This is a genomic window from Pseudomonas imrae (assembly GCF_046352735.2).
Taxonomy (GTDB): Bacteria; Pseudomonadota; Gammaproteobacteria; order Pseudomonadales; family Pseudomonadaceae; genus Aquipseudomonas; species Aquipseudomonas imrae.
In genome coordinates, this window is sequence record NZ_CP110853.2 from 1,768,933 (window position 1) to 1,788,022 (window position 19,090).

18 protein-coding genes, 4 tRNA genes and 1 pseudogene are annotated in these 19,090 nt (G+C 58.6%); 11 read left to right on the plus strand and 12 right to left on the minus strand.

Features of this window, described 5'->3' with window-relative positions:
• Window positions 1-4: 4 nt before the first annotated feature.
• Window positions 5-970 carry a bile acid:sodium symporter family protein gene (locus OQ460_RS08095; RefSeq protein WP_410021313.1) on the minus strand — a complete coding sequence of 322 codons (966 nt, stop codon included), beginning with the start codon at window positions 968-970 and terminating at the stop codon, window positions 5-7.
• A gap of 159 nt (window positions 971-1,129) precedes the next feature.
• The gene (gene rdgC, locus OQ460_RS08100) at window positions 1,130-2,050 is read right to left on the minus strand and encodes a recombination-associated protein RdgC (protein WP_169898978.1); all 921 of its coding nucleotides are present in this window, start codon (window positions 2,048-2,050) and stop codon (window positions 1,130-1,132) included.
• Between the two features lie 160 nt (window positions 2,051-2,210).
• Between rdgC and OQ460_RS08105 the strand changes: the two genes are divergently transcribed.
• A tRNA-Val gene (locus OQ460_RS08105) sits at window positions 2,211-2,286 on the plus strand.
• A 19-nt stretch (window positions 2,287-2,305) separates the two neighbouring features.
• Window positions 2,306-2,382: transfer RNA gene (locus OQ460_RS08110), tRNA-Asp, on the plus strand.
• 154 nt (window positions 2,383-2,536) lie between these two features.
• Here the strand turns inward: OQ460_RS08110 and OQ460_RS08115 are convergent.
• Window positions 2,537-2,740, minus strand: a pseudogene (locus OQ460_RS08115) (hypothetical protein); the annotation flags it as partial.
• A 243-nt stretch (window positions 2,741-2,983) separates the two neighbouring features.
• Here OQ460_RS08115 and OQ460_RS08120 point away from each other — a divergent pair.
• Both OQ460_RS08120 and OQ460_RS08125 read left to right on the plus strand, forming a co-directional pair.
• Window positions 2,984-3,059: transfer RNA gene (locus OQ460_RS08120), tRNA-Val, on the plus strand.
• A 19-nt stretch (window positions 3,060-3,078) separates the two neighbouring features.
• Window positions 3,079-3,155 (plus strand) — tRNA-Asp (locus tag OQ460_RS08125).
• Between the two features lie 98 nt (window positions 3,156-3,253).
• Here OQ460_RS08125 and OQ460_RS08130 read toward each other — a convergent pair.
• Window positions 3,254-4,390, minus strand: coding sequence for a catalase family protein (locus OQ460_RS08130; protein WP_410021314.1), 1,137 nt, complete (start codon window positions 4,388-4,390; stop codon window positions 3,254-3,256).
• Window positions 4,391-4,419: 29 nt separating this feature from the next.
• Complete coding sequence (locus OQ460_RS08135; protein ID WP_410021315.1) at window positions 4,420-6,228, minus strand: di-heme-cytochrome C peroxidase; 1,809 nt, start codon at window positions 6,226-6,228, stop codon at window positions 4,420-4,422.
• Between the two features lie 257 nt (window positions 6,229-6,485).
• Between OQ460_RS08135 and OQ460_RS08140 the strand changes: the two genes are divergently transcribed.
• From OQ460_RS08140 to OQ460_RS08160, 5 genes are all read left to right on the plus strand, one after another.
• Window positions 6,486-7,223 carry an FKBP-type peptidyl-prolyl cis-trans isomerase gene (locus OQ460_RS08140; protein ID WP_410021316.1) on the plus strand — a complete coding sequence of 246 codons (738 nt, stop codon included), beginning with the start codon at window positions 6,486-6,488 and terminating at the stop codon, window positions 7,221-7,223.
• A gap of 323 nt (window positions 7,224-7,546) precedes the next feature.
• Window positions 7,547-8,002: a YkvA family protein gene (locus tag OQ460_RS08145; RefSeq protein ID WP_410021950.1), complete on the plus strand. Its 456-nt coding sequence runs from the start codon at window positions 7,547-7,549 to the stop codon at window positions 8,000-8,002.
• 96 nt (window positions 8,003-8,098) lie between these two features.
• Window positions 8,099-8,440: a helix-turn-helix domain-containing protein gene (locus tag OQ460_RS08150; protein WP_410021317.1), complete on the plus strand. Its 342-nt coding sequence runs from the start codon at window positions 8,099-8,101 to the stop codon at window positions 8,438-8,440.
• Window positions 8,437-8,808, plus strand: coding sequence for a hypothetical protein (locus OQ460_RS08155; RefSeq protein ID WP_410021318.1), 372 nt, complete (start codon window positions 8,437-8,439; stop codon window positions 8,806-8,808). The genes OQ460_RS08150 and OQ460_RS08155 overlap by 4 nt, the downstream gene beginning before the upstream one ends.
• A gap of 1 nt (window position 8,809) precedes the next feature.
• Window positions 8,810-9,196, plus strand: a complete 387-nt coding sequence (locus tag OQ460_RS08160; RefSeq protein WP_410021951.1) for a tetratricopeptide repeat protein — start codon at window positions 8,810-8,812, stop codon at window positions 9,194-9,196.
• 188 nt (window positions 9,197-9,384) lie between these two features.
• On the opposite strand, the gene OQ460_RS08165 is transcribed toward OQ460_RS08160, so the two are convergent.
• Entirely contained in the window at window positions 9,385-11,460 is a 2,076-nt protein-coding gene (locus OQ460_RS08165) for a carboxy terminal-processing peptidase (protein WP_410021319.1), read from the minus strand.
• A 138-nt stretch (window positions 11,461-11,598) separates the two neighbouring features.
• On the opposite strand from OQ460_RS08165, the gene OQ460_RS08170 reads away from it, so the two are divergent.
• On the plus strand, window positions 11,599-12,561 hold the full coding sequence (locus OQ460_RS08170; protein ID WP_410021320.1) for a zinc-binding dehydrogenase: 963 nt from the start codon (window positions 11,599-11,601) through the stop codon (window positions 12,559-12,561).
• Window positions 12,562-12,650: 89 nt separating this feature from the next.
• On the opposite strand, the gene OQ460_RS08175 is transcribed toward OQ460_RS08170, so the two are convergent.
• From OQ460_RS08175 to OQ460_RS08200, 6 genes are all read right to left on the minus strand, one after another.
• Window positions 12,651-13,304: an HAD family hydrolase gene (locus OQ460_RS08175; RefSeq protein ID WP_410021321.1), complete on the minus strand. Its 654-nt coding sequence runs from the start codon at window positions 13,302-13,304 to the stop codon at window positions 12,651-12,653.
• Between the two features lie 32 nt (window positions 13,305-13,336).
• A complete protein-coding gene (locus OQ460_RS08180) occupies window positions 13,337-14,326 on the minus strand; it encodes an ABC transporter ATP-binding protein (protein WP_410021322.1) in 990 nt (329 codons plus the stop codon).
• Window positions 14,323-15,123, minus strand: a complete 801-nt coding sequence (locus OQ460_RS08185) for an ABC transporter permease (protein ID WP_410021323.1) — start codon at window positions 15,121-15,123, stop codon at window positions 14,323-14,325. Before OQ460_RS08185 ends, OQ460_RS08180 begins: the two co-directional genes overlap by 4 nt.
• Window positions 15,110-15,946 carry an ABC transporter permease gene (locus tag OQ460_RS08190; RefSeq protein WP_410021952.1) on the minus strand — a complete coding sequence of 279 codons (837 nt, stop codon included), beginning with the start codon at window positions 15,944-15,946 and terminating at the stop codon, window positions 15,110-15,112. The genes OQ460_RS08185 and OQ460_RS08190 overlap by 14 nt, the downstream gene beginning before the upstream one ends.
• A 5-nt stretch (window positions 15,947-15,951) precedes the next feature.
• Window positions 15,952-16,758, minus strand: a complete 807-nt coding sequence (locus tag OQ460_RS08195; protein WP_410021324.1) for an alkaline phosphatase family protein — start codon at window positions 16,756-16,758, stop codon at window positions 15,952-15,954.
• A gap of 187 nt (window positions 16,759-16,945) precedes the next feature.
• The gene (locus OQ460_RS08200) at window positions 16,946-18,013 is read right to left on the minus strand and encodes an ABC transporter substrate-binding protein (protein ID WP_410021325.1); all 1,068 of its coding nucleotides are present in this window, start codon (window positions 18,011-18,013) and stop codon (window positions 16,946-16,948) included.
• A gap of 349 nt (window positions 18,014-18,362) precedes the next feature.
• Here OQ460_RS08200 and OQ460_RS08205 point away from each other — a divergent pair, with 349 nt between their 5' ends.
• A complete protein-coding gene (locus OQ460_RS08205; RefSeq protein WP_410021326.1) occupies window positions 18,363-19,076 on the plus strand; it encodes a UTRA domain-containing protein in 714 nt (237 codons plus the stop codon).
• The last annotated feature ends 14 nt before the right edge of the window (window positions 19,077-19,090 follow it).

Sequence of the window (19,090 nt, forward strand, 5' to 3'; positions counted from 1 at the left end):
GGTGTCAGTCCGGGCGTGATCGGGCCAGCAGGTCACGGTCTTCTTTCTCGCTCATGCGCCGGAAGTACGTGGACAGCAATGCTCCCGAAATATTGTGCCAGACGCTGAACAGCGCGCTGGGCACGGCCGCCAGTGGCGAAAAGTGCGCACTCGCCAGGGCGGCGCCCAGCCCCGAGTTCTGCATGCCGACTTCCAGCGCCAAGGACTTGCGCTGCGGCATCGGCAGCCTGAATACACGAGCAGTGAGGTAACCGAGCAGGTAACCAAAGCTGTTGTGCAGCATTACCACGGCCATGATCAGCAGGCCTGACTCGGCGATTTTCGCCTGGCTCGCAGCTACCACGGCCGCGACGATGATTACGATGCTGACCACTGAAACCAGCGGCAGCACCTCGACGGCATGGCGTACGCGTTCACCCAGCAGGCGTTGTGCCAATACACCGAGCACAATGGGTAGCAACACCATCTGCAGGATTGACCAGAACAGTTCCATGAACGATACCGGCAACCAGGCCGAGGCCAGCATCCAGATCAGCGCGGGCGTCAGAAACGGGGCAAGGAGGGTGGTGATCGAGGAGATGGCCACCGACAGCGCCAAGTCGCCACGGCCCAGCCAGGTCATGACATTGGATGAGGTGCCGCTTGGGCAGCAACCGACCAGAATCACGCCCACGGCAATTTCCGCAGGCAGGTTGAAGGCCTGGCACAGTAGCCAGGCCACGCACGGCATGATCACAAATTGTGCGACCACGCCCAGGGCCACTCGCCATGGATGGCGGGCAACCTCCGCGAAATCTGCAAGCTTGAGGGTCAGCCCCATGCCGAACATCACCAGCCCCAACAGCGGGACGATGGCACCTTTCAGGCCGATAAACCAGCTGGGCTGCAGGAAGGCGAGCACGGCAAATATCAGCACCCAGTAGGCGAAGGTATTGCCGACGAAGCGGCTCAAGGCGGCGAGTGCGCGCATGGGAATGTCCTTATTATTAGAGAGGTAGTCGGGTGAGCACTGGATCAAAATGTGGGGGCGGGCTTGCTCGCGATTGCGGTGTGTCAATCAACACATGTGCAAGCTGATTCACTGCAATCGCGAGCAAGCCCGTTCCTACATTTTTGATCTTCGCCAGGCTTAAATGCCTTGTGGGGTTTCTTCGCCGCCCAGGGCTTCGATTAGCGCCGGCAAGAAGTCTCCAAATGTCAGCATCATCAGAGTAAAGCTGGCATCCAATTGGCCCAGGGCCTCGTCGCCGCCGTCCTGTTCGGCCTGGTCTTGCAGCAGGTCTTCGAATTTCAGACGCTTGACTGTCATTTTATCGTCGAGCATGAAGGACAACTTGTCCTGCCAGGCCAGGGATAGCTGGGTCACGACTTTGCCGGTGGTCAGGTGCAGCTGGATTTCTTCGCCGGTCAGGTCCTGGCGCTTGCAGCGCACAATGCCGCCGTCTTCGTGGGTGTCGCGCAACTCGCACTCGTCGAGCACGAAGAAGTCATCGGCTGGTTTTTGCGTGGTCACCCAGTCAGTCATGATCGCTGTCGGCGCGGTTTTTACGGTCAGTGGACGCACGGGCAGGGTGCCAATCACTTCGCGCAGGGTCGACAACAAGTCTTCGGCGCGCTTGGGGCTGGCCGAATTGACCAGGATCAGGCCCTGTTTCGGCGCGATGGCAGCGAAGGTCGACGAGCGACGGATAAAGGCACGAGGCAGGAACGCCTGGATGATTTCGTCCTTGATCTGGTCGCGTTCCTTTTTATAGACCTTGCGCATTTGCTCGGCCTCGATCTCCTCGACCTTTTCCTTCACCGCGTCACGCACAACGCTGCCCGGCAGGATACGTTCTTCCTTGCGTGCGGCGATCAGCAGGAAATCGCCGCTGACGTGTACCAGTGGCGCGTCTTCACCTTTACCGAACGGGGCGACGAAACCGTAAGTGGTCAACTCCTGGCTTGCACAAGGGCGCGCCGGTTTGGTGGCCATTGCAGTTTCCAGCGCCTCGGCATCAACAGGCAGATCTTGGGTCAGGCGATAGATAAGCAGGTTCTTGAACCACATGGGGTGAGTCTCTCCTTTACACAAAGGGGGGCATTATTCTCTTCGTAGCGTCTGAGGCCAACCCCGCCTAAGCCATTGGAAGGCCTGAAAAAAAAGATTTAAGAAAGTGCTTGCCAGAGGTTGGGCCGCTCCGTAGAATGCGCGCCACACCGAAAGTGAAGGGTGATTAGCTCAGCTGGGAGAGCATCTGCCTTACAAGCAGAGGGTCGGCGGTTCGATCCCGTCATCACCCACCATTCGCTTGATGTGTTACGCGCAGCGGTAGTTCAGTCGGTTAGAATACCGGCCTGTCACGCCGGGGGTCGCGGGTTCGAGTCCCGTCCGCTGCGCCATATTCGGTTATCTGGAACGCTGAACGCCAGGTCACCACAAAAAGCCTGCTCATCGAGCGGGCTTTTTGCTGTCTGGGTTTTGTCAAAATACCTGGGTACTCATAAAAATGCCCCCGAACTATTTCCAATAGTCGGGGGCATTTTTATTGGGCGTTTAGAAATTCCAGCATGTACTCACCATGACATTGCGTGGCTCGCCGTAAGCAGCGGAGTTGTAGAAGCCGATGTTGGTGTTGTAGGACTTGTCGAAAATATTATTGAGATTAAGCGTCGCCGACCCGTTCTTGCTGATCTGATAGCGGCTCATCAGGTCCACCAGCCAGTAGGCTTGCTGGGAAAACTCTTCATAGCCCTTGTGTGAGTTGTTGTGGATGTCCTGCTAGCCCACGCTCCACAGGTATCGGTGTGATCTGGGCGTTATTGAGAAAGGTTTTTAATTGTCATGCCTGTGGCCGGGTAGCGCAATAGAGTCGCGTTTGAGCGCCAGAAGCGTGTGCTTCGTGCGTGCTTGGGGCGCGCAAAAATTTATTTTTAATAAAATGCATTTAAATCAACACATTGCGATTTTTTCGTATATGATGCGGCCCACACCGAAAGTGAAGGGTGATTAGCTCAGCTGGGAGAGCATCTGCCTTACAAGCAGAGGGTCGGCGGTTCGATCCCGTCATCACCCACCATTCGCTTGATGTGTTACGCGCAGCGGTAGTTCAGTCGGTTAGAATACCGGCCTGTCACGCCGGGGGTCGCGGGTTCGAGTCCCGTCCGCTGCGCCATATTCGGTTATCTGGAACGCTGAACGCCAGGTCGCCACGCAAAGCCCGCTTATATAGCGGGCTTTTTTGTGCCCGCCATTCCGTGACGGCGGGCCTGATCACTGCTGCGCATTATGGCTATGGCGATAGTCGCTGACGGCCTCGTACACCGCCTTGCGCAGGCGGTTGATCCCGCCGATTGGCCGATGCTCTTCGATACCGAACCAAGGGTTGAACGACTGGTTGTCACACGCCAGGTTCTGCGCCGGGGTATCAAAATCCTGCGCGGGAATGCGCACACGGGCCACGGTTTCGTACGGCGCGTCGCTTTCCTTCCACTCGATGCTGGTGTCCTCGATGGGCATGTACTTCTGCGGGTCCTGGCGCTGGATCTGCAGTACAAAGCAGGCATCCACGCGGTCGGTGGACAATTGCTGGCTCAAGGCGCTGCGCAAGAAATTCGGCAGCGCCTGATTCTGCTGCGGCAAGTCATAGTGCGGGCAGCCTTGTGGGTCTGGTGCGACACGGAATTTGGCATTGGCCGCGCCGAACTTGTAGGGCGATACCGAAAAGTAGGTGGTCTGTGTCGGGCTGGCCGGCGCTGGCGCCAGGGTTGCCAGGGCGATAAACAAATGCCGCACCTGCCAACTGCGCGGATCGATGCTCGGGAAGAATGCCATCACCTTCTTGCCATCGGCCTGGGCGCCGACGTTCTGGGCATACTCAGCCACATCACTGACGAAAAAGTTCGGGTGACTGAACATCACAAAGTCCTGTTCCGTACGCGCCTGCTGATCGGCCAGCAGTTGCTTGCCCGGCACGGCCAGCAGCTTGATCGCCATGCCACGAGCATCGCGGATGCTGTCGAATTGCGGATAGGCATTGCCGTTGGACAGGCGCATCATCGCCTGCCAGGTCTTGCCCGGTTCGGCAAACACCCCCTGACGCAACGCCGGGTCGAGATCCGCCAGTACGCTGACTTCGGCCTTTACGCAGCCATGGGCCTTGGCATGGGCATCACGCAGGTAGCGGGTGCCCTCACGGTGCTGATCGACGATGCGTACGGCGGTTTGAATGATGCCTTGGGTCATTGCAGCTTCCCCCGCAGGAATCTGCTCGTTCGGCGAGACCGGTCCGCTGTGGCGCCAGGCGAACCACAGTGTGGAAAGCAACCAGCCAAGTAAACCAAGGCCGATTAGCCACAACAGGGTTTTGCCGAAAAATGCGCCAAGGCGCAGCCACAGTCGAGCGAGCATTGAACGATCCTTTTGGCGAAGAGGGGAGGTCATGGCAGTTGTTGCTCCAGTGGGCCGCCCAGTACTTTCAAGTATTCCAGCAGCGCCCAGCGCTCCTGCGGTGCAAGCTCGCGACCAATAACCCCGTTGCCACGCTTGCCGGCACGGAATTCGTGGCCGCTATTGTGGTTGCCGGTGATGCTGGTATCGAACTGGAATGCGTTTTTAAAGGCTTCAGTGCGATAGCCTAAATGACTCGGGTCGTAATCGAAGGTGCCTTTATAGAAGGTGCGACTGCGCTCATCCTGAGGCGAGAGCAACTGATAGATCGTTGGCACCGAGCCGTTGTGCAGGAACGGCGGTGTGGCCCATACGCCGGCCAGCGGGCGAGCCTTGTAGGCCCGCTGTTCGAGTACACCAATAGGCAAGCCGAATCCGTCCAGTCGAGGGCGCTCAGCCGGGGTCACGCCAGCGGCGCGATAGGCGTGTTCTTCGACGAACGCGGTGACGTAGGCCAGGCCCTTGGCCACCGACAGGTTGCGCAGGTCCAGAGGCTCAGTGGGCGTCGGGTGCAGCTCGACGTTCAACTGCGCCAGCTCTGCAGTATCCCACTGCAGTGCGCTGAGGTCGTAGCGATGATCTGCAATGTTATTGGCACTGCCGGGATCGGTGCCGATTACCTCCACCGGGAGCATTTTCAGTTGTTGCACCAGGCGGCCGTTTTCTTGCGTGACGGCAGGTACGTGGCAACCGGCGCAGTTTTCACTGAACAGGGTGCGGCCTTGTGCAGCCAAAGGTTTGTCGATGGCGCCGAACAGTTCTTCAGGCCAGGTGGGTGGCTTGAGCCGTTGCAGGGTTTCCTCAATGAGGTTCAGGTCGCGAACGCGCACGCTGGATGGATAGCGCGCATCACCCTTGAGCGGTTGGCCGGCGCTGTCGAAAAAGGCCAGGGTCGCACCAACGCCGAGCGCTTCCCCGATATTGCGGGCCATCGGCTGCTGGGCCGAGCCGTTCCATTGCACCCAATCGAATGTCCACATGTCCCACAGTTGCGGGTAATCCACTGGCGCGTTGGCAACACGGTAGTTGTCGGGAGAAATGGCGTCACCAAAACTTGCATTGGCAATGCGGCCGAATGCATCGGTGCGGCCCGGGCCTTCTTCAGTGGGGTAGAGGCCGCGGTGTGTGTCATTCCAGGCGACCTTGAGAAAGGTATCCAGGGACGTCTTGAAGTCCTGGCGCAATTGATCGTACTGGGTCTCGTACTGATCTCCCAGCACATTGCGGGCAAAGCGCTTGAACTTCCAGGGGTTGTAGTAAGTGGCGGCGAGGCTGGCTACCAAGGCCTGTCCGAAACTTCCGCCACGCAAGGTCGGTACGCTGGAAGGCAGCACATGTTGGGCTGCGCCGCCGTCGATGCGCAGGGCCTGACCGTTGAAGCGCAGCTCGCCGGTGTGGCAGGCGGCGCAGGTGATGTCGAGAAACTGCTCATTGCTGCCCGGGTTTTTATGTCGGGTAAAGCCCACTGGCAGGTTACCGGGGTTCAGGGGCGTGGCCTGTTGTCCGGGGTCCACCAGAAAACCGAAGCGCGCCAGGTACGCGGGCGTGGCAAAACGCTGTTCGTTAAACGGCAGTTCCAGGGCGGTGAACCACTCATAGCGCAAGCCCTTGACTTGTGTGCCCTGCGGCGTGAAGTAATAGGTCTGGCGATCGGTGGCGCTCCACTGATCCTGGTAATGCACCTGCTGGACAGGCACGTAGTCGGGCAGTTTCGGGTTGACGGTGTAATAGAGCACCACGGCCAGGATCAGTGCCAGCAATGCCGCGAGCAGGAGTAATACACGGGAAAAAGTGCGCAAGATAACTATCCTTGTCGAGTTGTTTGGTTCTTATGCCATTGCGTACAGTATGCGGCAAGTGGCCATGATCGGTGTATTGCGCCGATTTCAGCGCTCATGCTGTCCGCTCGCAGGCCCTGAAACAGATGAAAATGCTTTTAAACACGTGAACTTATCAGATATTTCCTGCTCACATGCCGGTAGCCATTGGTCGTGGCCGCCTGATAAGCTCGCGACTTTATTCGAATGCCCTTTTGGCGCATGAACAAGGAAATAGCATGAAACAGCATCGGTTGGCGGCGGCGGTGGCCCTGGTTAGCCTGGTACTTGCGGGTTGTGATTCGCAGACCAGCGTAGAGCTGAAAACCCCGGCGCAGAAAGCTTCCTACGGTATCGGCCTGAACATGGGCAAGAGTCTGGCCCAGGAAGGCATGGACGACCTGGACTCCAAAGCGGTTGCCCAGGGCATTGAAGATGCCGTCGGCAAGAAAGAGCAGAAGCTCAAGGATGACGAGCTGGTCGAGGCGTTCGCCGCACTGCAAAAGCGTGCCGAAGAACGTATGACCAAGCTGAGTGAAGAGTCGGCAACTGCCGGCAAGAAATTCCTTGAAGAAAACGGCAAGAAAGCAGGTGTCGTCACTACCGCTTCGGGCCTGCAGTACGAAGTCGTGAAGAAAGCCGACGGCGCCCAGCCAAAGCCGACTGACGTAGTGACTGTGCACTACACCGGCAAGCTGACTAACGGCACTACCTTTGACAGCTCCGTGGATCGCGGTAGCCCGATTGACCTGCCGGTCAGCGGCGTGATTCCGGGTTGGGTCGAAGGCCTGCAACTGATGCACGTCGGCGAAAAGTACAAGCTGTACATCCCGTCTGACCTGGCCTACGGCGCCCAGAGCCCGAGCCCGGCGATTCCAGCCAATTCCGTGCTGGTGTTCGACCTGGAGCTGCTGGCTATCAAGGACCCGGCCAAGGCTGAGGCTCCAGAAGCACCGGAAGCACCGGCTGCCAAGTAAGCGGCATCTGAACACGCAGCGCCCCGTCTCGACGGGGCGTTGTTGTATCTGGATGATGGATTTGCCGGTATCTGCTGCGAGCCTGTGCAAATCCAAACGAACCCCTGCGACTTAGAGCAGTCAGATGGGAAGTTGGGCGCGGTTAGCCGCAGATGCTCCCCAAGTCAATGAAATCTTGGGTTTTTTTTATGTGCGCAAAAAACGCCCGATCTGACTGTGGCCCTTGTAAAACGGGGCTTTCAGCCGTGAAAATGCGCTCTGTTCACAAGGTTATCCACAAGTTGTGTGGATAACCTTTTCTCTTGCCTGGAACTGGAGTGATGATGAAAGCACCCTGGAATTTCGCCCGTTTCCTACCCTTGGCCGCACGCTTGATCGGTCGCGGTCGCTTGCCGACGTTATTGTTCGCGGTCGCTGCCAAAGGCTCCAGCCAAGGTGGCCGGTTGGGTAAGCTCAAGGATGATCTGAAACTGCTCCAGGCCTTGTGCCTGGCATACTGGCGCGGCGAGTACCGTGCGATCAGCCCCAAGGCACTGGTGTCGGTGGTGGCAGGCCTGATGTACTTCCTCAGCCCGATCGATGCGATCCCAGACTTTCTGCCGATGTTCGGCATGCTGGACGACATTGCCGTACTGGCTTGGATCATGAAAACCCTGGATGGCGAACTCAGTGCTTTTCGTGTCTGGCGTGAACGTCAGAGCCCGGAAAAACTAGTGGTGGTGGAGCGCTTGCCTGCCACGCCTGAGCTTTTGCAGGAGGAAAACCTGAAAAAAAACTGAACAGCCAACTATCCCGCTGCGCTCTTCAGGACTGTTAGGATTACACTCCTAAGGAAAGTACTTACTGAGTAAGTGCTGTAATCCTACGGGGCAGTCATGGATATTCAAATAATTTCACGGGACGGCGAGCCCGAATACGCGGTTCTGCAATGGGCTCAATACGAGGCGCTGTTAAAAGCTGCCGGCCTACAGCAACAGGCGCCGATGCCTTCTTCAAGCACACCCGACGCCGCTTCCGGGCAGGATTTTCGCCCACTGGCGCACCTGCGCAACTTGCGTGAAGCCAAGGGCCTGGCTATCGAAGCGCTATCGCGTACTGTGGGCATCAGCCCGTCTTACCTGGGGCTGATTGAAAGTGGCGAGCGCCAGCCGGATGCTGCTATTCGCCGCAGTCTGGCCTGGGAATTGGGAATCGCCGGTTGGAGGGAAGACATGTGAGCGTGCGCATCAGCCGTCAACATTGGGATGGATTGCTCAACGAACTTGATCAGGCGCGGCGCCAGCGACACCTTTTGACTTATCGCGCATTGTTGGAGCGCCTGCAGTTTCCAACACCGGCCATGCAAACCCTGACGGCTGCACTGGAGCATCTGGCGGCCCTGGATGCCAAGGCCGATCAGCCATTGCGCAGTTCTTTGGTGATCAGCCAAGGGGCCAGCCGCTTGCCCCGCACGGGTTTTTTTGAGTGTGTCGAGCGCCTTGGACGCTTTTGCGGGCCCTCCGATGGCGTGGCTGCCGCGTCGTGGCATGCCTCGGAAGTGGTCCGGGTTTTTGAGTATGAATACCCTGAAACAGTGCAGGCCTGACATGTTCTGGAAACTCAAGGCGCATGCCGGCTACTGGCTGGCACGCAAATTATTTCACTGGTCCTGGTTGATGCACCAAGCGTGGGGTTGGCGCTGGCTGGAGGGTCAGTTCGCACGCATGGCCAACCTCGGTCATGTGCCAGCGCAGAGCTTCTACGGGCATATCCTGACCTTTCGCGGCCAAGGCCTGGGTGCTCGCGAAGAGGGCGTACGGTTGCTGCGCCTGGCGGCGCAGGCTGGCGACGGCAAAGCCGCGTATCAGATTGGCGTATTGAGCCTGGCGGGTAGCCTGGGCAAGGCGCCAGACCCGGTAGAGGCCGCGCGCTGGTGGAGAATCGCTGCCAAGGCCGGACACCCGCTCGCGCAGATCCGCCTGGAACAACTCTGATCGCCACAGGTCGGGCGCGATCCGGACCATAACCGCAGGCCGAAATAGCCTCGCCAGAATCGTTCAGATGTTCGGCCATGGCGTTCTTGGTATCGAAAAAAAGACCGGTGCCTGGGGCGACCGGTCTTTTTTCACGAGAGTGATCTCTATTTGATGATCTGCCTGCGATCACATCAAACTGCCATCGGCTACTGCTTGGCTACCGTCTTGCTGATCTTTAGGTAGTCCAACAGAATCCGCCCGGTCTCGCTCAGGTAGGCATCATCTTCCGGCTTGGTCTTTTCCGGCTCGGTAGGCAGCGCATCTTCATCTTCTTTCTTCAGCTCTTTGAGCGGGTCTTCACCTTTGGCCTTGCGGCGGGTGTTTTCCAGGGCAAGCTGTTGATTCTCGATGCTGGTGTGCTGCGCACGACGATCCACTTCATTGAGGCTGACGGTTTTCTCGGCCATCAGCTTCGTCGCCAAGGCCAGCTTGTCGCGGATAAACACGAACTCGGCATCCTTGGCGGAGCGCGCGTCATGGTTGTCCTTGAGCTGGGCCAGGTACGGTTTGAACGGGTCCGACGCAGGCTTGATGGCCGGGCGGATTGTATCCCACGGCATGGCTTCGGGCAGGGCGCTTTCGCCGATTTCCTTGGTGTCGATGAGTGATGGGAAATCGATGTCCGGCAGCACGCCCTGATGCTGGGTGCTCTGTCCGGAAACCCGGTAGAATTTGGCCAGGGTCAGTTTCAGCTCACCATGATTGAGTGGCTGAATGGTCTGCACGGTGCCTTTGCCGAAGGTCTGCCCGCCGACGATCAGCGCGCGGTGATAGTCCTGCATCGCACCGGCGAAGATCTCCGAGGCCGAGGCCGAGAGACGGTTGACCAGCAGTGCCATCGGCCCTTTGTAGAAGGCGCCGCGGTTTTCGTCTTCCAGTACATCCACGCGGCCATCTGCGTTGCGCACCAGGACGGTCGGGCCTTTGTCGATAAACAGGCTGGTCAGTTCGGTGGCTTCCTGCAACGAGCCGCCACCGTTGTTGCGCAGGTCGATGACGACGCCATTTACTTTCTCTTTCTGCAGTTCAGTCAGCAGCTTCTTGACGTCGCGAGTGGTGCTCTTGTAGTCGGGGTCGCCGGCACGGAACGCCTTGAAATCGAGGTAGAAGGCCGGGATTTCAATGACGCCCAGCTTGTAGTCCTTGCCATCCTGCTTGAGGTTGAGCACTGACTTCTTCACCGCTTGGTCTTCCAGCTTCACCGCTTCACGAGTGATAGACACGACTTTGCTGGTCTGGTCGTTCGGTGCATTGGTGTGCGGAATCACTTCCAGGCGCACCACGCTGCCTTTGGGCCCACGGATCAGCTTGACCACTTCGTCCAGGCGCCAGCCGACCACGTCGACCATTTCTTTGTCGGCCTGGGCCACGCCGATGATCTTGTCCGCCGGGGCGACTTGCTTGGTCTTGTCCGCAGGGCCAGCCGGTACCAGGCGCACGATCTTGACCTGGTCATTGTCGCTTTGCAGGACGGCACCGATGCCTTCCAGGGATAGACTCATGTTGATATCGAAATTTTCCGCGTTATCTGGCGACAGATAATTGGTGTGCGGATCGTAGGACATCGCGAAGGTATTGATGTAGGCCTGGAAGATGTCTTCAGCGCGGGTCTGGTTCAAGCGTGCCAGTTGATTCTTGTAGCGCTTGGTCAACAGTTCCTGGATCGCCTTGGGCTCTTTGCCGGCTATCTTCAGACGCAGCACTTCATCCTTGACACGTTTGCGCCACAGGTCATCCAGGGCGGCAGTGCTGGTCAGCCATGGGGCGTCCTTGCGATCGACCAGCAAGGTTTCCTTCTGGGTGAAGTCGAGCTTGTCGACGCCTTTGCCAAGTTCGCCCAAGGCGAAGTCCAGGCGCGCCTTGACGCGGTCCAGGTAGCGCTTGTAGATGGTGAAGCCAGGTTGCAGGTCGCCGCTCTTGAGGAGGTCGTCGAACTGCGTCTTCCACTTGTCGAACTCGGCGACATCGCTTGCCATGAAGTAGCTACGCGAGGGATCCAGCAGCTTGAGGTAGCTGTCATAGATGATCACCGAACGTGCATCGTCCAGTGGCGGCTTGCTGTAATGGTGGCGCTTGAGTAACTCGACGACGTTAAGGCTGGCTATCACCTCGTCGCGATCAGGCTGAAGTTTGTCCCAGCTGTTGGCTGCGAACGTATTGGTCGACGTCAGGCCGAGACCAATGAAAAGAGCGAGGGCGGTGCTGGGGAACAAATGCTTCATGCTGATTCGACGCGGGGGCAATTGATAACGCATATTAGGCCGTCTTTGAAGTCGCCGGTTCCATGTGGGCCGGTCGCATAATGCAAAAAGCCCGACGCAACAGCAACGGGCTCAGTCCAGACTCACTATGGAGGCACTGTGAAAGCATTGCAAGGCGTTGACGGTCATGTGGAGTGGCTCGAAGAGCCAAGTCCTACATGTGATGTAGGCCAAGTTCGCATTCGTGTGGCGGCAGCGGGATTGAATCGGGCCGATTTATTACAGCGTGCGGGGCTCTATCCGCCACCGGCCGGTGCGAGTCATGTCCTGGGCCTGGAGTGTTCCGGAGTGATCAGCGAAGTAGGGGCCGGTTCTTCCTGGCAGGTGGGTGATCGGGTATGCGCACTGTTGGCGGGCGGCGGTATGGCCGAAGAAGTGGTCGTCGATGCGCGTCACGTGTTGCCAGTGCCCGAAGGCTTGTCCCTGGCCGAGGCGGCGGCTTTGCCCGAGGTGTACAGCACCGCCTGGTTGAATGTGTTCCAACTGGCGGCGCTCAAGCCAGGCGAGAAGGTGCTGTTGCATGCTGGCGCCAGTGGCGTGGGTTCTGCGGCGATCCAGCTGTGCAAGGCATTTGGTAGTCCCTGCTGGGTCAGTGTCGGTTCGGCAGAACGCCTGGCGTACTGTGAGGCGCTAGGTGCCCAAGGAGGAGTGGTACGTACCGACGGTATTGATGCGCTGCGCGATTTTGGGCCATTCGATGTCATTCTCGACCCGGTGGGCGGCAGTTACGCCGCACAGAACCTCAAGCTGATAGCGCTGGATGGTCGCTGGGTGTTAATCGGCTTGATGGGCGGACGCGATGCGCAATTGGACCTGGCGCAAGTGCTGGCCAAACGTGTGCAACTGCTGGGTTCGACCTTGCGCAGCCGTGATGAGCAGTTCAAGGCGGACCTGCTCAGTGATTTGGGGCAACAGGTATGGCCGCTGTTTGCGGAAGGGCGGTTGAGCCCACAGTTGGCCAAGACCTTCCCGATCCTGGATGCCGAGGCAGCCTTCGCCGAACTCGCCACTAACCAGATTTCCGGGAAACTGGTGCTGGTAATCGACGAGACGCTGACCTGACTACGATTCCAAGTTGAACCGGATCAAAAATGTGGGAGCGAGCAAGCCCGCTCCCACATTTGATTGGGTTTGAGTTCAAAAAAGGGGCGTCAGGTCCACTGGTGGATCGGCCAACCGGCCTTTTGCGCATGTTCGCGCAGTACTGGATCAGGATTCACCACTTGCGGATGATCGACCTTGAGCAGCAACGGCAAGTCATTGCGTGAGTCGGAATAGAAATACGCACCCTCCAGGGTTTCGCCTTGTTGTTCCAGCCATTCAAGCAGGCGGGTGATCTTGCCTTCACGGTAAGTCAGTACGCCAACGGTCTTGCCGCTGTACTCGTCGTGAGCGACATCCAGCTCAATCCCCAGCACTTCATCAATGCCGATCCGCGTCGCAATCGGCTTGACCAGATGAGTGCCCGAAGCCGAGATCACCAGGATCCGGTCCCCGTTCTTGCGGTGCCGGGCAATGGTCTTGGTAGCCTCGCTATAGATCAACGGTTCGATAATGTCCTCGACCCACGGCTCCACCAGATGCTCGATTTCTGCCGGCTTGCGGCCGATCATCGGCTCCAGGCTGAAGTCCATGTAGTCCTCCATGGCCAGCTCGCCCCGGCTGTACGCGTCCATAAGTTCAGTGTTCCTGCGCATGAACGATTCAGGATCGACCCAGCCCAAACGCCCCATCTGCTCAGCCCAGAGCGTGGCGCAGTCGCCATGGATCAGGGTGTCGTCCAGATCAAAGATTACCAATGCCATCAGTCATTTTTCCTCAATAAAACCCAATAACCTCAGGCTACCTCACACAGCGCGGCGGGATCGATAGAAAGTGCCAGGCGCTGGCCGTCCGCATGCAAGTCGTCGGCCGAGCGATTGAGCACGTCCACCACCAGCTCCACGCCCCGGGCTTCGATACGGTAACGAATCACGTTGCCCAATAGGCTGTGGCTACGTACCAGGGCATCCAGCTCGCCATGGCGACTGAGCTCGATGGCTTCCGGGCGAATGGCGATACGTCCGCTGACGGGGCGTTGCAACAGCTTGCTGGCCTTGTCGGCATCCAGCAGATTGTAGTTGCCGATAAACCCCGCGGCAAAGGCATCCACCGGCGCCGTGTAGAGGGTTTCGGCGTCGCCGCTCTGCACGATCCGGCCCTGGTTCATCAAGAAAATGCGGTCGGACATGGTCAGGGCCTCTTCCTGATCATGGGTCACAAAAATGGTTGTCAGTCCCAATTCGCGCTGGATCTGGCGGATCTGTTCACGCAAGTGTTTGCGAATCCGCGCATCCAGCGCCGACAGTGGCTCATCGAGCAATAGCAGGCGCGGGCGAGTCACCAGGGAGCGGGCGAGCGCGACGCGCTGACATTGACCGCCGGACATCTGGTGCGGATAACGACCCGCCAGGTCCTTGAGCTCCACCAGTTGCAGCACCTCCTGTACCCGCTTGTGGCTGTCATCGGCGTTGACTTTCTGCATGCGCAGGCCAAAGGCGACGTTCTGTTCCACGGTCATGTTGGGGAACAGCGCATAGCTTTGGAACACCATGCCGATATGCCGTTTTTGTGGGCTCAGCGGTACGATGTCCTGGCCATCCAAGAGGATCTGGCCGCTGTCTACCGACGTCAGCCCGGCGATGCAACGCAGCAGCGTGGACTTGCCGCAGCCCGACGGGCCGAGCAGGGTGACGAACTCGCCCTTGGCGACTTCGCAGTTGATGTCACTGAACACCGGGGTGCCGGTGTAGCTTTTTTGCAGGTGCTGGACGCTGACGAAGCTCATTGGCTTTTGTCCTTGTTCAAGAGATTGGCAGCCCAGGTGAGCAGCAGTACAAAGAGGAAATAGGAGATGACCACGGCGCTGGTGAAATGGCCGCTGCTGTTGCGCATGTTGTTGAGGTACACCTGCAAGGTCTCGTAGCGTGTGCCGACGAGGATGTTGGCAAACACGAACTCGCCGAACAGAAACGAGAACGACAGCAGCAGCGCCACCATCAAGCCCTTGCGCAGGTTCGGCAACACCACCAGGAACGCTGCCTGAAAGGTGCTGGCGCCGAGCAGTTGGGCGGCGTCCATCAGGTCGCGCAGGTTGATGGCTTGCAGGTTGTTGGTGATCGCCCGGTACATGAACGGCAACGCCACGGTGAAGTAGCAGCCGATCAGAATCCACGGTGTACCGACCATCGCCAGCGGCCCGGAGCCATATAACTGCAGCAGGCCCACTGACGACACCACTGGCGGTACCGCAAAGGGCAGCAGGATCAGGATATTCATCAGCGCATCGAGCCTGGGGAAGTGGTAATGCACCACAAACAACAGTGGCAGGATCAATACCACCGAGAGGATCAGCGCGCCGACACACACCAGCAACGACTGGCCAAAGGCATGCAGGAAGCGCGGGTCGCTCCACAGTTGCACATACCATTTGAAGGTAAAGCCTGAAGGCAGGATTGTCGCCGACCAGCTGCTGGCGATCGAATACACCAGGGTGCCAATCAGCGGCAGCACCAGGATGGCAAACAACAGGAACACCACTACCCGATGGTAGAGGGCGGCCTGGCTGGTTTCAGCGCGAGACATGGTAGCTCCTCTTGAGCAGCAGTTGATGAACCACGGTGACCACCGTCATCAGCGCCACCAGGATCACCGCCAGGGCACTTGCCATGTTCGGGTCCAGGGAGATATCGCCGGAGACCATCGCGGCAATCCGGATCGGCAGCACGTTAAAATTACCGGTGGTCAGCGCGTAGACGGTGGCATAGGCGCCCAGCGCATTGGCCAACAGGATCACGAAAGTGCCCAGCAGCGCCGGGGTCAGCACTGGTAGGCCGATATGCCGCCAGAACTGCCAACCGCTGGCGCCCAGCAGCGCTGCAGATTCGCGCCAGTCTTCGCGCAATGCATCGAACGCCGGGTAGAGCAGCAAGACGCCGAGAGGAATCTGGAAGTAGGTGTACAGAATGATCAGGCCGGTCTTGGAGTACAGGTTGAAGTCCTGAATGATCCCGGCCTGCTTGAGCATCAAGGTAATGCTGCCGTTGAACCCCAGCAGGATGATGAAGGCAAAGGCCAGGGGTACGCCGGAGAAGTTGCTGGTCATGTTGGCGAAGGCAGTGACGAAATTGCGCAGTGGCGAATCCACCTTGCGCAGGGAGTAGCTGCCCAATATGGAAATGATGATGCCGAACACGCTGGAGTAGAAACTGATCTCGAGACTGTGCTGGATCGCCTGCCGATAGAACTTCGAACTGAAGATTTTGGTGAAGTTCTCAAGGCCCCAGCCGAACTCTTCGGTTTGCAGGCTGTTGACCATCACCCACAGCAGCGGCGCGACTTGAAACACGATAAAGAATACGGCGAAGGGCACCAGGCACAAGGCCGCCAGCCATTTACCACGGATCATGGAACTCACTTCAACAGCTCCCGGCAGACAGGTTTGTCGTGGGCAACGCCAAGCAGGGCGCAGACGGTGCCGCAGATTTCAGTTTGTTTTGGGCGGGCTCCGGGGTCGAGGCTGAAGGCTTCCCCCAGCACAAACAGCGGCACTTCACGTTCTTCTGGCAGCAGGCCGTTGTGGGAGCGGTCGTTGTTCATGCCGTGGTCGGCTGTCACCAGTACCTGATAACCGGCGTCGAGCCAGCCCTGCAGATAGTCGGCGAGGATGATGTCGGCCGAGCGGGCGCTGTTGCGATATTGCGGGGTGTCGAGGCCGTGCTTGTGGCCGGCGTCGTCAATATTCATCGGGTGTACCACCAGGAAGTTGGGTGCGTGCTTGAGTCGCAGGCTTTCTGCGTCGGCAAACAGGTGCGCGTCCGGGTAATGATCACTCCAGTAGAAATGGCCGTGCTGGATCGCCAGTGTCCCATCGTCGGTATGACGATCGCGGGCCGCGATGAACGGCGAGCGGTTATACAGCTCGCTGACCCAATGGTAGGCCGCCGCCGCAGTGGTCAAGCCTGCCTCTGTGGCGTAATGGAAAATACTGCGCTGGTTGGACAAGCGTGCAACCTGATTGTGGACGATCCCGCTTTCAATAGGAGGGACGCCGGTGAGGATGCATTCGTACAAGGGGCGCGACAGGGCTGGCAGTTCACATTCCAGCTTGTAGAGCGCTGCGCGTCCTGTACAGACATACGCCTGCAGGTGCCCCATGGCGTGCCGCGCAACCTCGTAGTTGAGGCCGTCGAGCACCACAAGGATGACGTTGTGTTTCATGGGGGTAAGGCTCCGCAACAATAGGCCTGATTAAAAGTCATCGGAAGAACGGGGTCAAAAGTGTGGGAGCGGGCTTGCTCGCGATAGCGGTGGATCAGATACAGATGCTTCAACTGACCGTCCGCTATCGCGAGCAAGCCCGCTCCCACATTGGAACTCCAGAGGCGTTCCAATGTGGGTTAATGCCTTACTGCATGTTGATGATGACTTCTTCCTGCCACTTCTGCGGCAGCGCCTTGGAGGTTTTCTCCCACGCGTCGGCATCCTTGATCGGCGTCACGTTCTTGTATTGCTCGTTGGGCAGCAGCTTGGCTTGCACCTCTGGCGGCAAGGTCAGGTGCTCGGCACGAATCGGCCGTGCATTGCCCTTGGCCAGGTTGATCTGGCCTGCGTCGCTGAAGATGTACTCGCGGGTCAGCTTGGCTGCGTTGGGGTGCTTGGCGTATTTGTTGATGATGGTGGTGTAGCCGGAAATCACCGAGCCGTCCGAGGGGATCAGGACTACGTAGTCGTCCGGGTTGGCCATCTTGGCCTTGTAGCTCAGGCCGTTGAAATCCCAGACCACGCCGACTTCCACTTCACCTTTTTCCATGGTGGCGATGGTCGGGTTGGCCAGGGAAATACGCCCCTGCTTGGCGATGTCGGCGAACATCAGCAGCGCGGGCTGGACGTTTTTCTCATCCCCGCCGTTGGCCAGTGCAGCGGCAAGTACCCCGTTGGCCGCTTGGGCTGCAGTGCTCACGTCACCGATGGAAACCTTGTATTTACCGGTTTTCAGGTCTGCCCACTTGGTCGGGACTTCGGAGCCGTGCAGCAGCTTTTTGTTGACGATGAAGGCGATGGTCCCGGTGTAGGCCAGCGCCCAGTTGCCGTCTTTATCCTTCGCCCAGTTCGGAATCTGCTCCCAGGTGCTCGGCTTGTACGGCTGGACCACGCCCTGTTTCACTGCAATCGGGCCGAAGGCTGCGCCCACGTCACCGATGTCGGCGCTGGCGTTGTCTTTTTCCGCAGCGAACTTGGCGATTTCCTGGGCGGAACTCATATCGGTGTCGATGTGCTTGAGGCCGTACTTGGACGCGAGGTCTTCCCAGGTACCTCGCCAGTTGGCCCAGTCATCGGGCATGCCGACGCTATTGACGGCGCCTTCCGCCTTGGCGGCGGCTTCCAGGGTTTTCAAATCGGTATCAGCCGCCATGGCGGCGGTGCACATGGCGATAGTCGAACCTAACAGTGATGCCAGGAAAAGCTGTTTCATCCGAAGCTCCTTTGGGCGTTTTCAACGCTGCGTTCTTTGATGGCGCGGTTGGTATTGGTCTAGGTCAGCAATACACGAGCCAATTTAGGCGCGCTGGATGACAGTTTCGTGTCGATGTCGTTTTTTGCACGTCTGGGCAGGCGGTTGCCGGGTAAGCGTAGACCATGCTCGAATCCCCGGAATTGCTGGACTTGGCCGATGTCTTGCAGGTTGTGTGGCAGCGCCCGGGGAGGCGTTGTCATCTGTCGGTCATGTGCAATGTCTAGGCTTGCAGGCTCCGGCAACCGCTCATCCGAGGGGCGTCTTGCGCACCCAGACAGTGCTGGACTAGTCCAAATAGGTAACGTTGATGCGTGATGAAGCAACCAAAGCGGTGACAGCCATTGGCCTGGCGTTGCAGGAACAAATCGACCATGGGTTGCTGAGCGCCACCAGCAAGTTGCCCGCCGAGCGCAAGCTCAGCGAGTTGTTCGGCACTACCCGCATTACCGTGCGCGAAGCCTTGTTGCAACTGGAGGCACAGGGCCAGATTTATCGTGAGGAGCGCCGTGGCTGGTTTGTCTCGCCACCCCGGCTGGCCTACAACTTGATGCAACGCAGTCACTTTCACGCCATGGTCAGCGCTCAAGGCCGGGTGCCGTCTACCGAAGTGATCTCGGCGCGCCTGCAGCCGGCGTCGGCAGCCGTCTGCGCATGGTTGCAACTGCCAGCACTGTCCAGCGTGATCCAGATCTGCCGGGGTCGACGGATAGACGGCCGGCTGGTGCTGTATGTCGAGCACTACCTCAACCCGCAGTATTTTCCGGGGATTTTGGATTGTGACCTGAATCAGTCGATGACCGAGTTGTATGCGCGCAAGTACGACCTGCACTACGGGCGGGTGCGGTTCGAAATTGTGCCGACTTCATTGCAGATGGAGGCGGCGGCGGCATTGAAAGTCTCGGTGGGCAGCCCCGGGCTGCGGATCGCCCGGGTCAATTACGACCAACATGAACGGCTGATCGATTGCGATCTGGAGTTCTGGCGACACGACGCCATTCATGTTGGGGTGGATGTGGTTTAGCGGTCGGGCAAGGC

Bases quoted from the DNA above. Each gene is read 5' to 3' on its own strand.
- OQ460_RS08095 (WP_410021313.1), bottom strand. From the start codon at position 970: ATGCGCGCACTCGCCGCCTTGAGCCGCTTCGTCGGCAATACCTTCGCC.
- rdgC (WP_169898978.1), bottom strand. From the start codon at position 2,050: ATGTGGTTCAAGAACCTGCTTATCTATCGCCTGACCCAAGATCTGCCT.
- OQ460_RS08130 (WP_410021314.1), bottom strand. From the start codon at position 4,390: ATGCTCGCTCGACTGTGGCTGCGCCTTGGCGCATTTTTCGGCAAAACC.
- OQ460_RS08140 (WP_410021316.1), top strand. From the start codon at position 6,486: ATGAAACAGCATCGGTTGGCGGCGGCGGTGGCCCTGGTTAGCCTGGTA.
- OQ460_RS08145 (WP_410021950.1), top strand. From the start codon at position 7,547: ATGAAAGCACCCTGGAATTTCGCCCGTTTCCTACCCTTGGCCGCACGC.
- OQ460_RS08150 (WP_410021317.1), top strand. From the start codon at position 8,099: ATGGATATTCAAATAATTTCACGGGACGGCGAGCCCGAATACGCGGTT.
- OQ460_RS08160 (WP_410021951.1), top strand. From the start codon at position 8,810: ATGTTCTGGAAACTCAAGGCGCATGCCGGCTACTGGCTGGCACGCAAA.
- OQ460_RS08165 (WP_410021319.1), bottom strand. From the start codon at position 11,460: ATGAAGCATTTGTTCCCCAGCACCGCCCTCGCTCTTTTCATTGGTCTC.
- OQ460_RS08175 (WP_410021321.1), bottom strand. From the start codon at position 13,304: ATGGCATTGGTAATCTTTGATCTGGACGACACCCTGATCCATGGCGAC.
- OQ460_RS08180 (WP_410021322.1), bottom strand. From the start codon at position 14,326: ATGAGCTTCGTCAGCGTCCAGCACCTGCAAAAAAGCTACACCGGCACC.
- OQ460_RS08185 (WP_410021323.1), bottom strand. From the start codon at position 15,123: ATGTCTCGCGCTGAAACCAGCCAGGCCGCCCTCTACCATCGGGTAGTG.
- OQ460_RS08190 (WP_410021952.1), bottom strand. From the start codon at position 15,946: ATGATCCGTGGTAAATGGCTGGCGGCCTTGTGCCTGGTGCCCTTCGCC.
- OQ460_RS08195 (WP_410021324.1), bottom strand. From the start codon at position 16,758: ATGAAACACAACGTCATCCTTGTGGTGCTCGACGGCCTCAACTACGAG.
- OQ460_RS08200 (WP_410021325.1), bottom strand. From the start codon at position 18,013: ATGAAACAGCTTTTCCTGGCATCACTGTTAGGTTCGACTATCGCCATG.
- OQ460_RS08205 (WP_410021326.1), top strand. From the start codon at position 18,363: ATGCGTGATGAAGCAACCAAAGCGGTGACAGCCATTGGCCTGGCGTTG.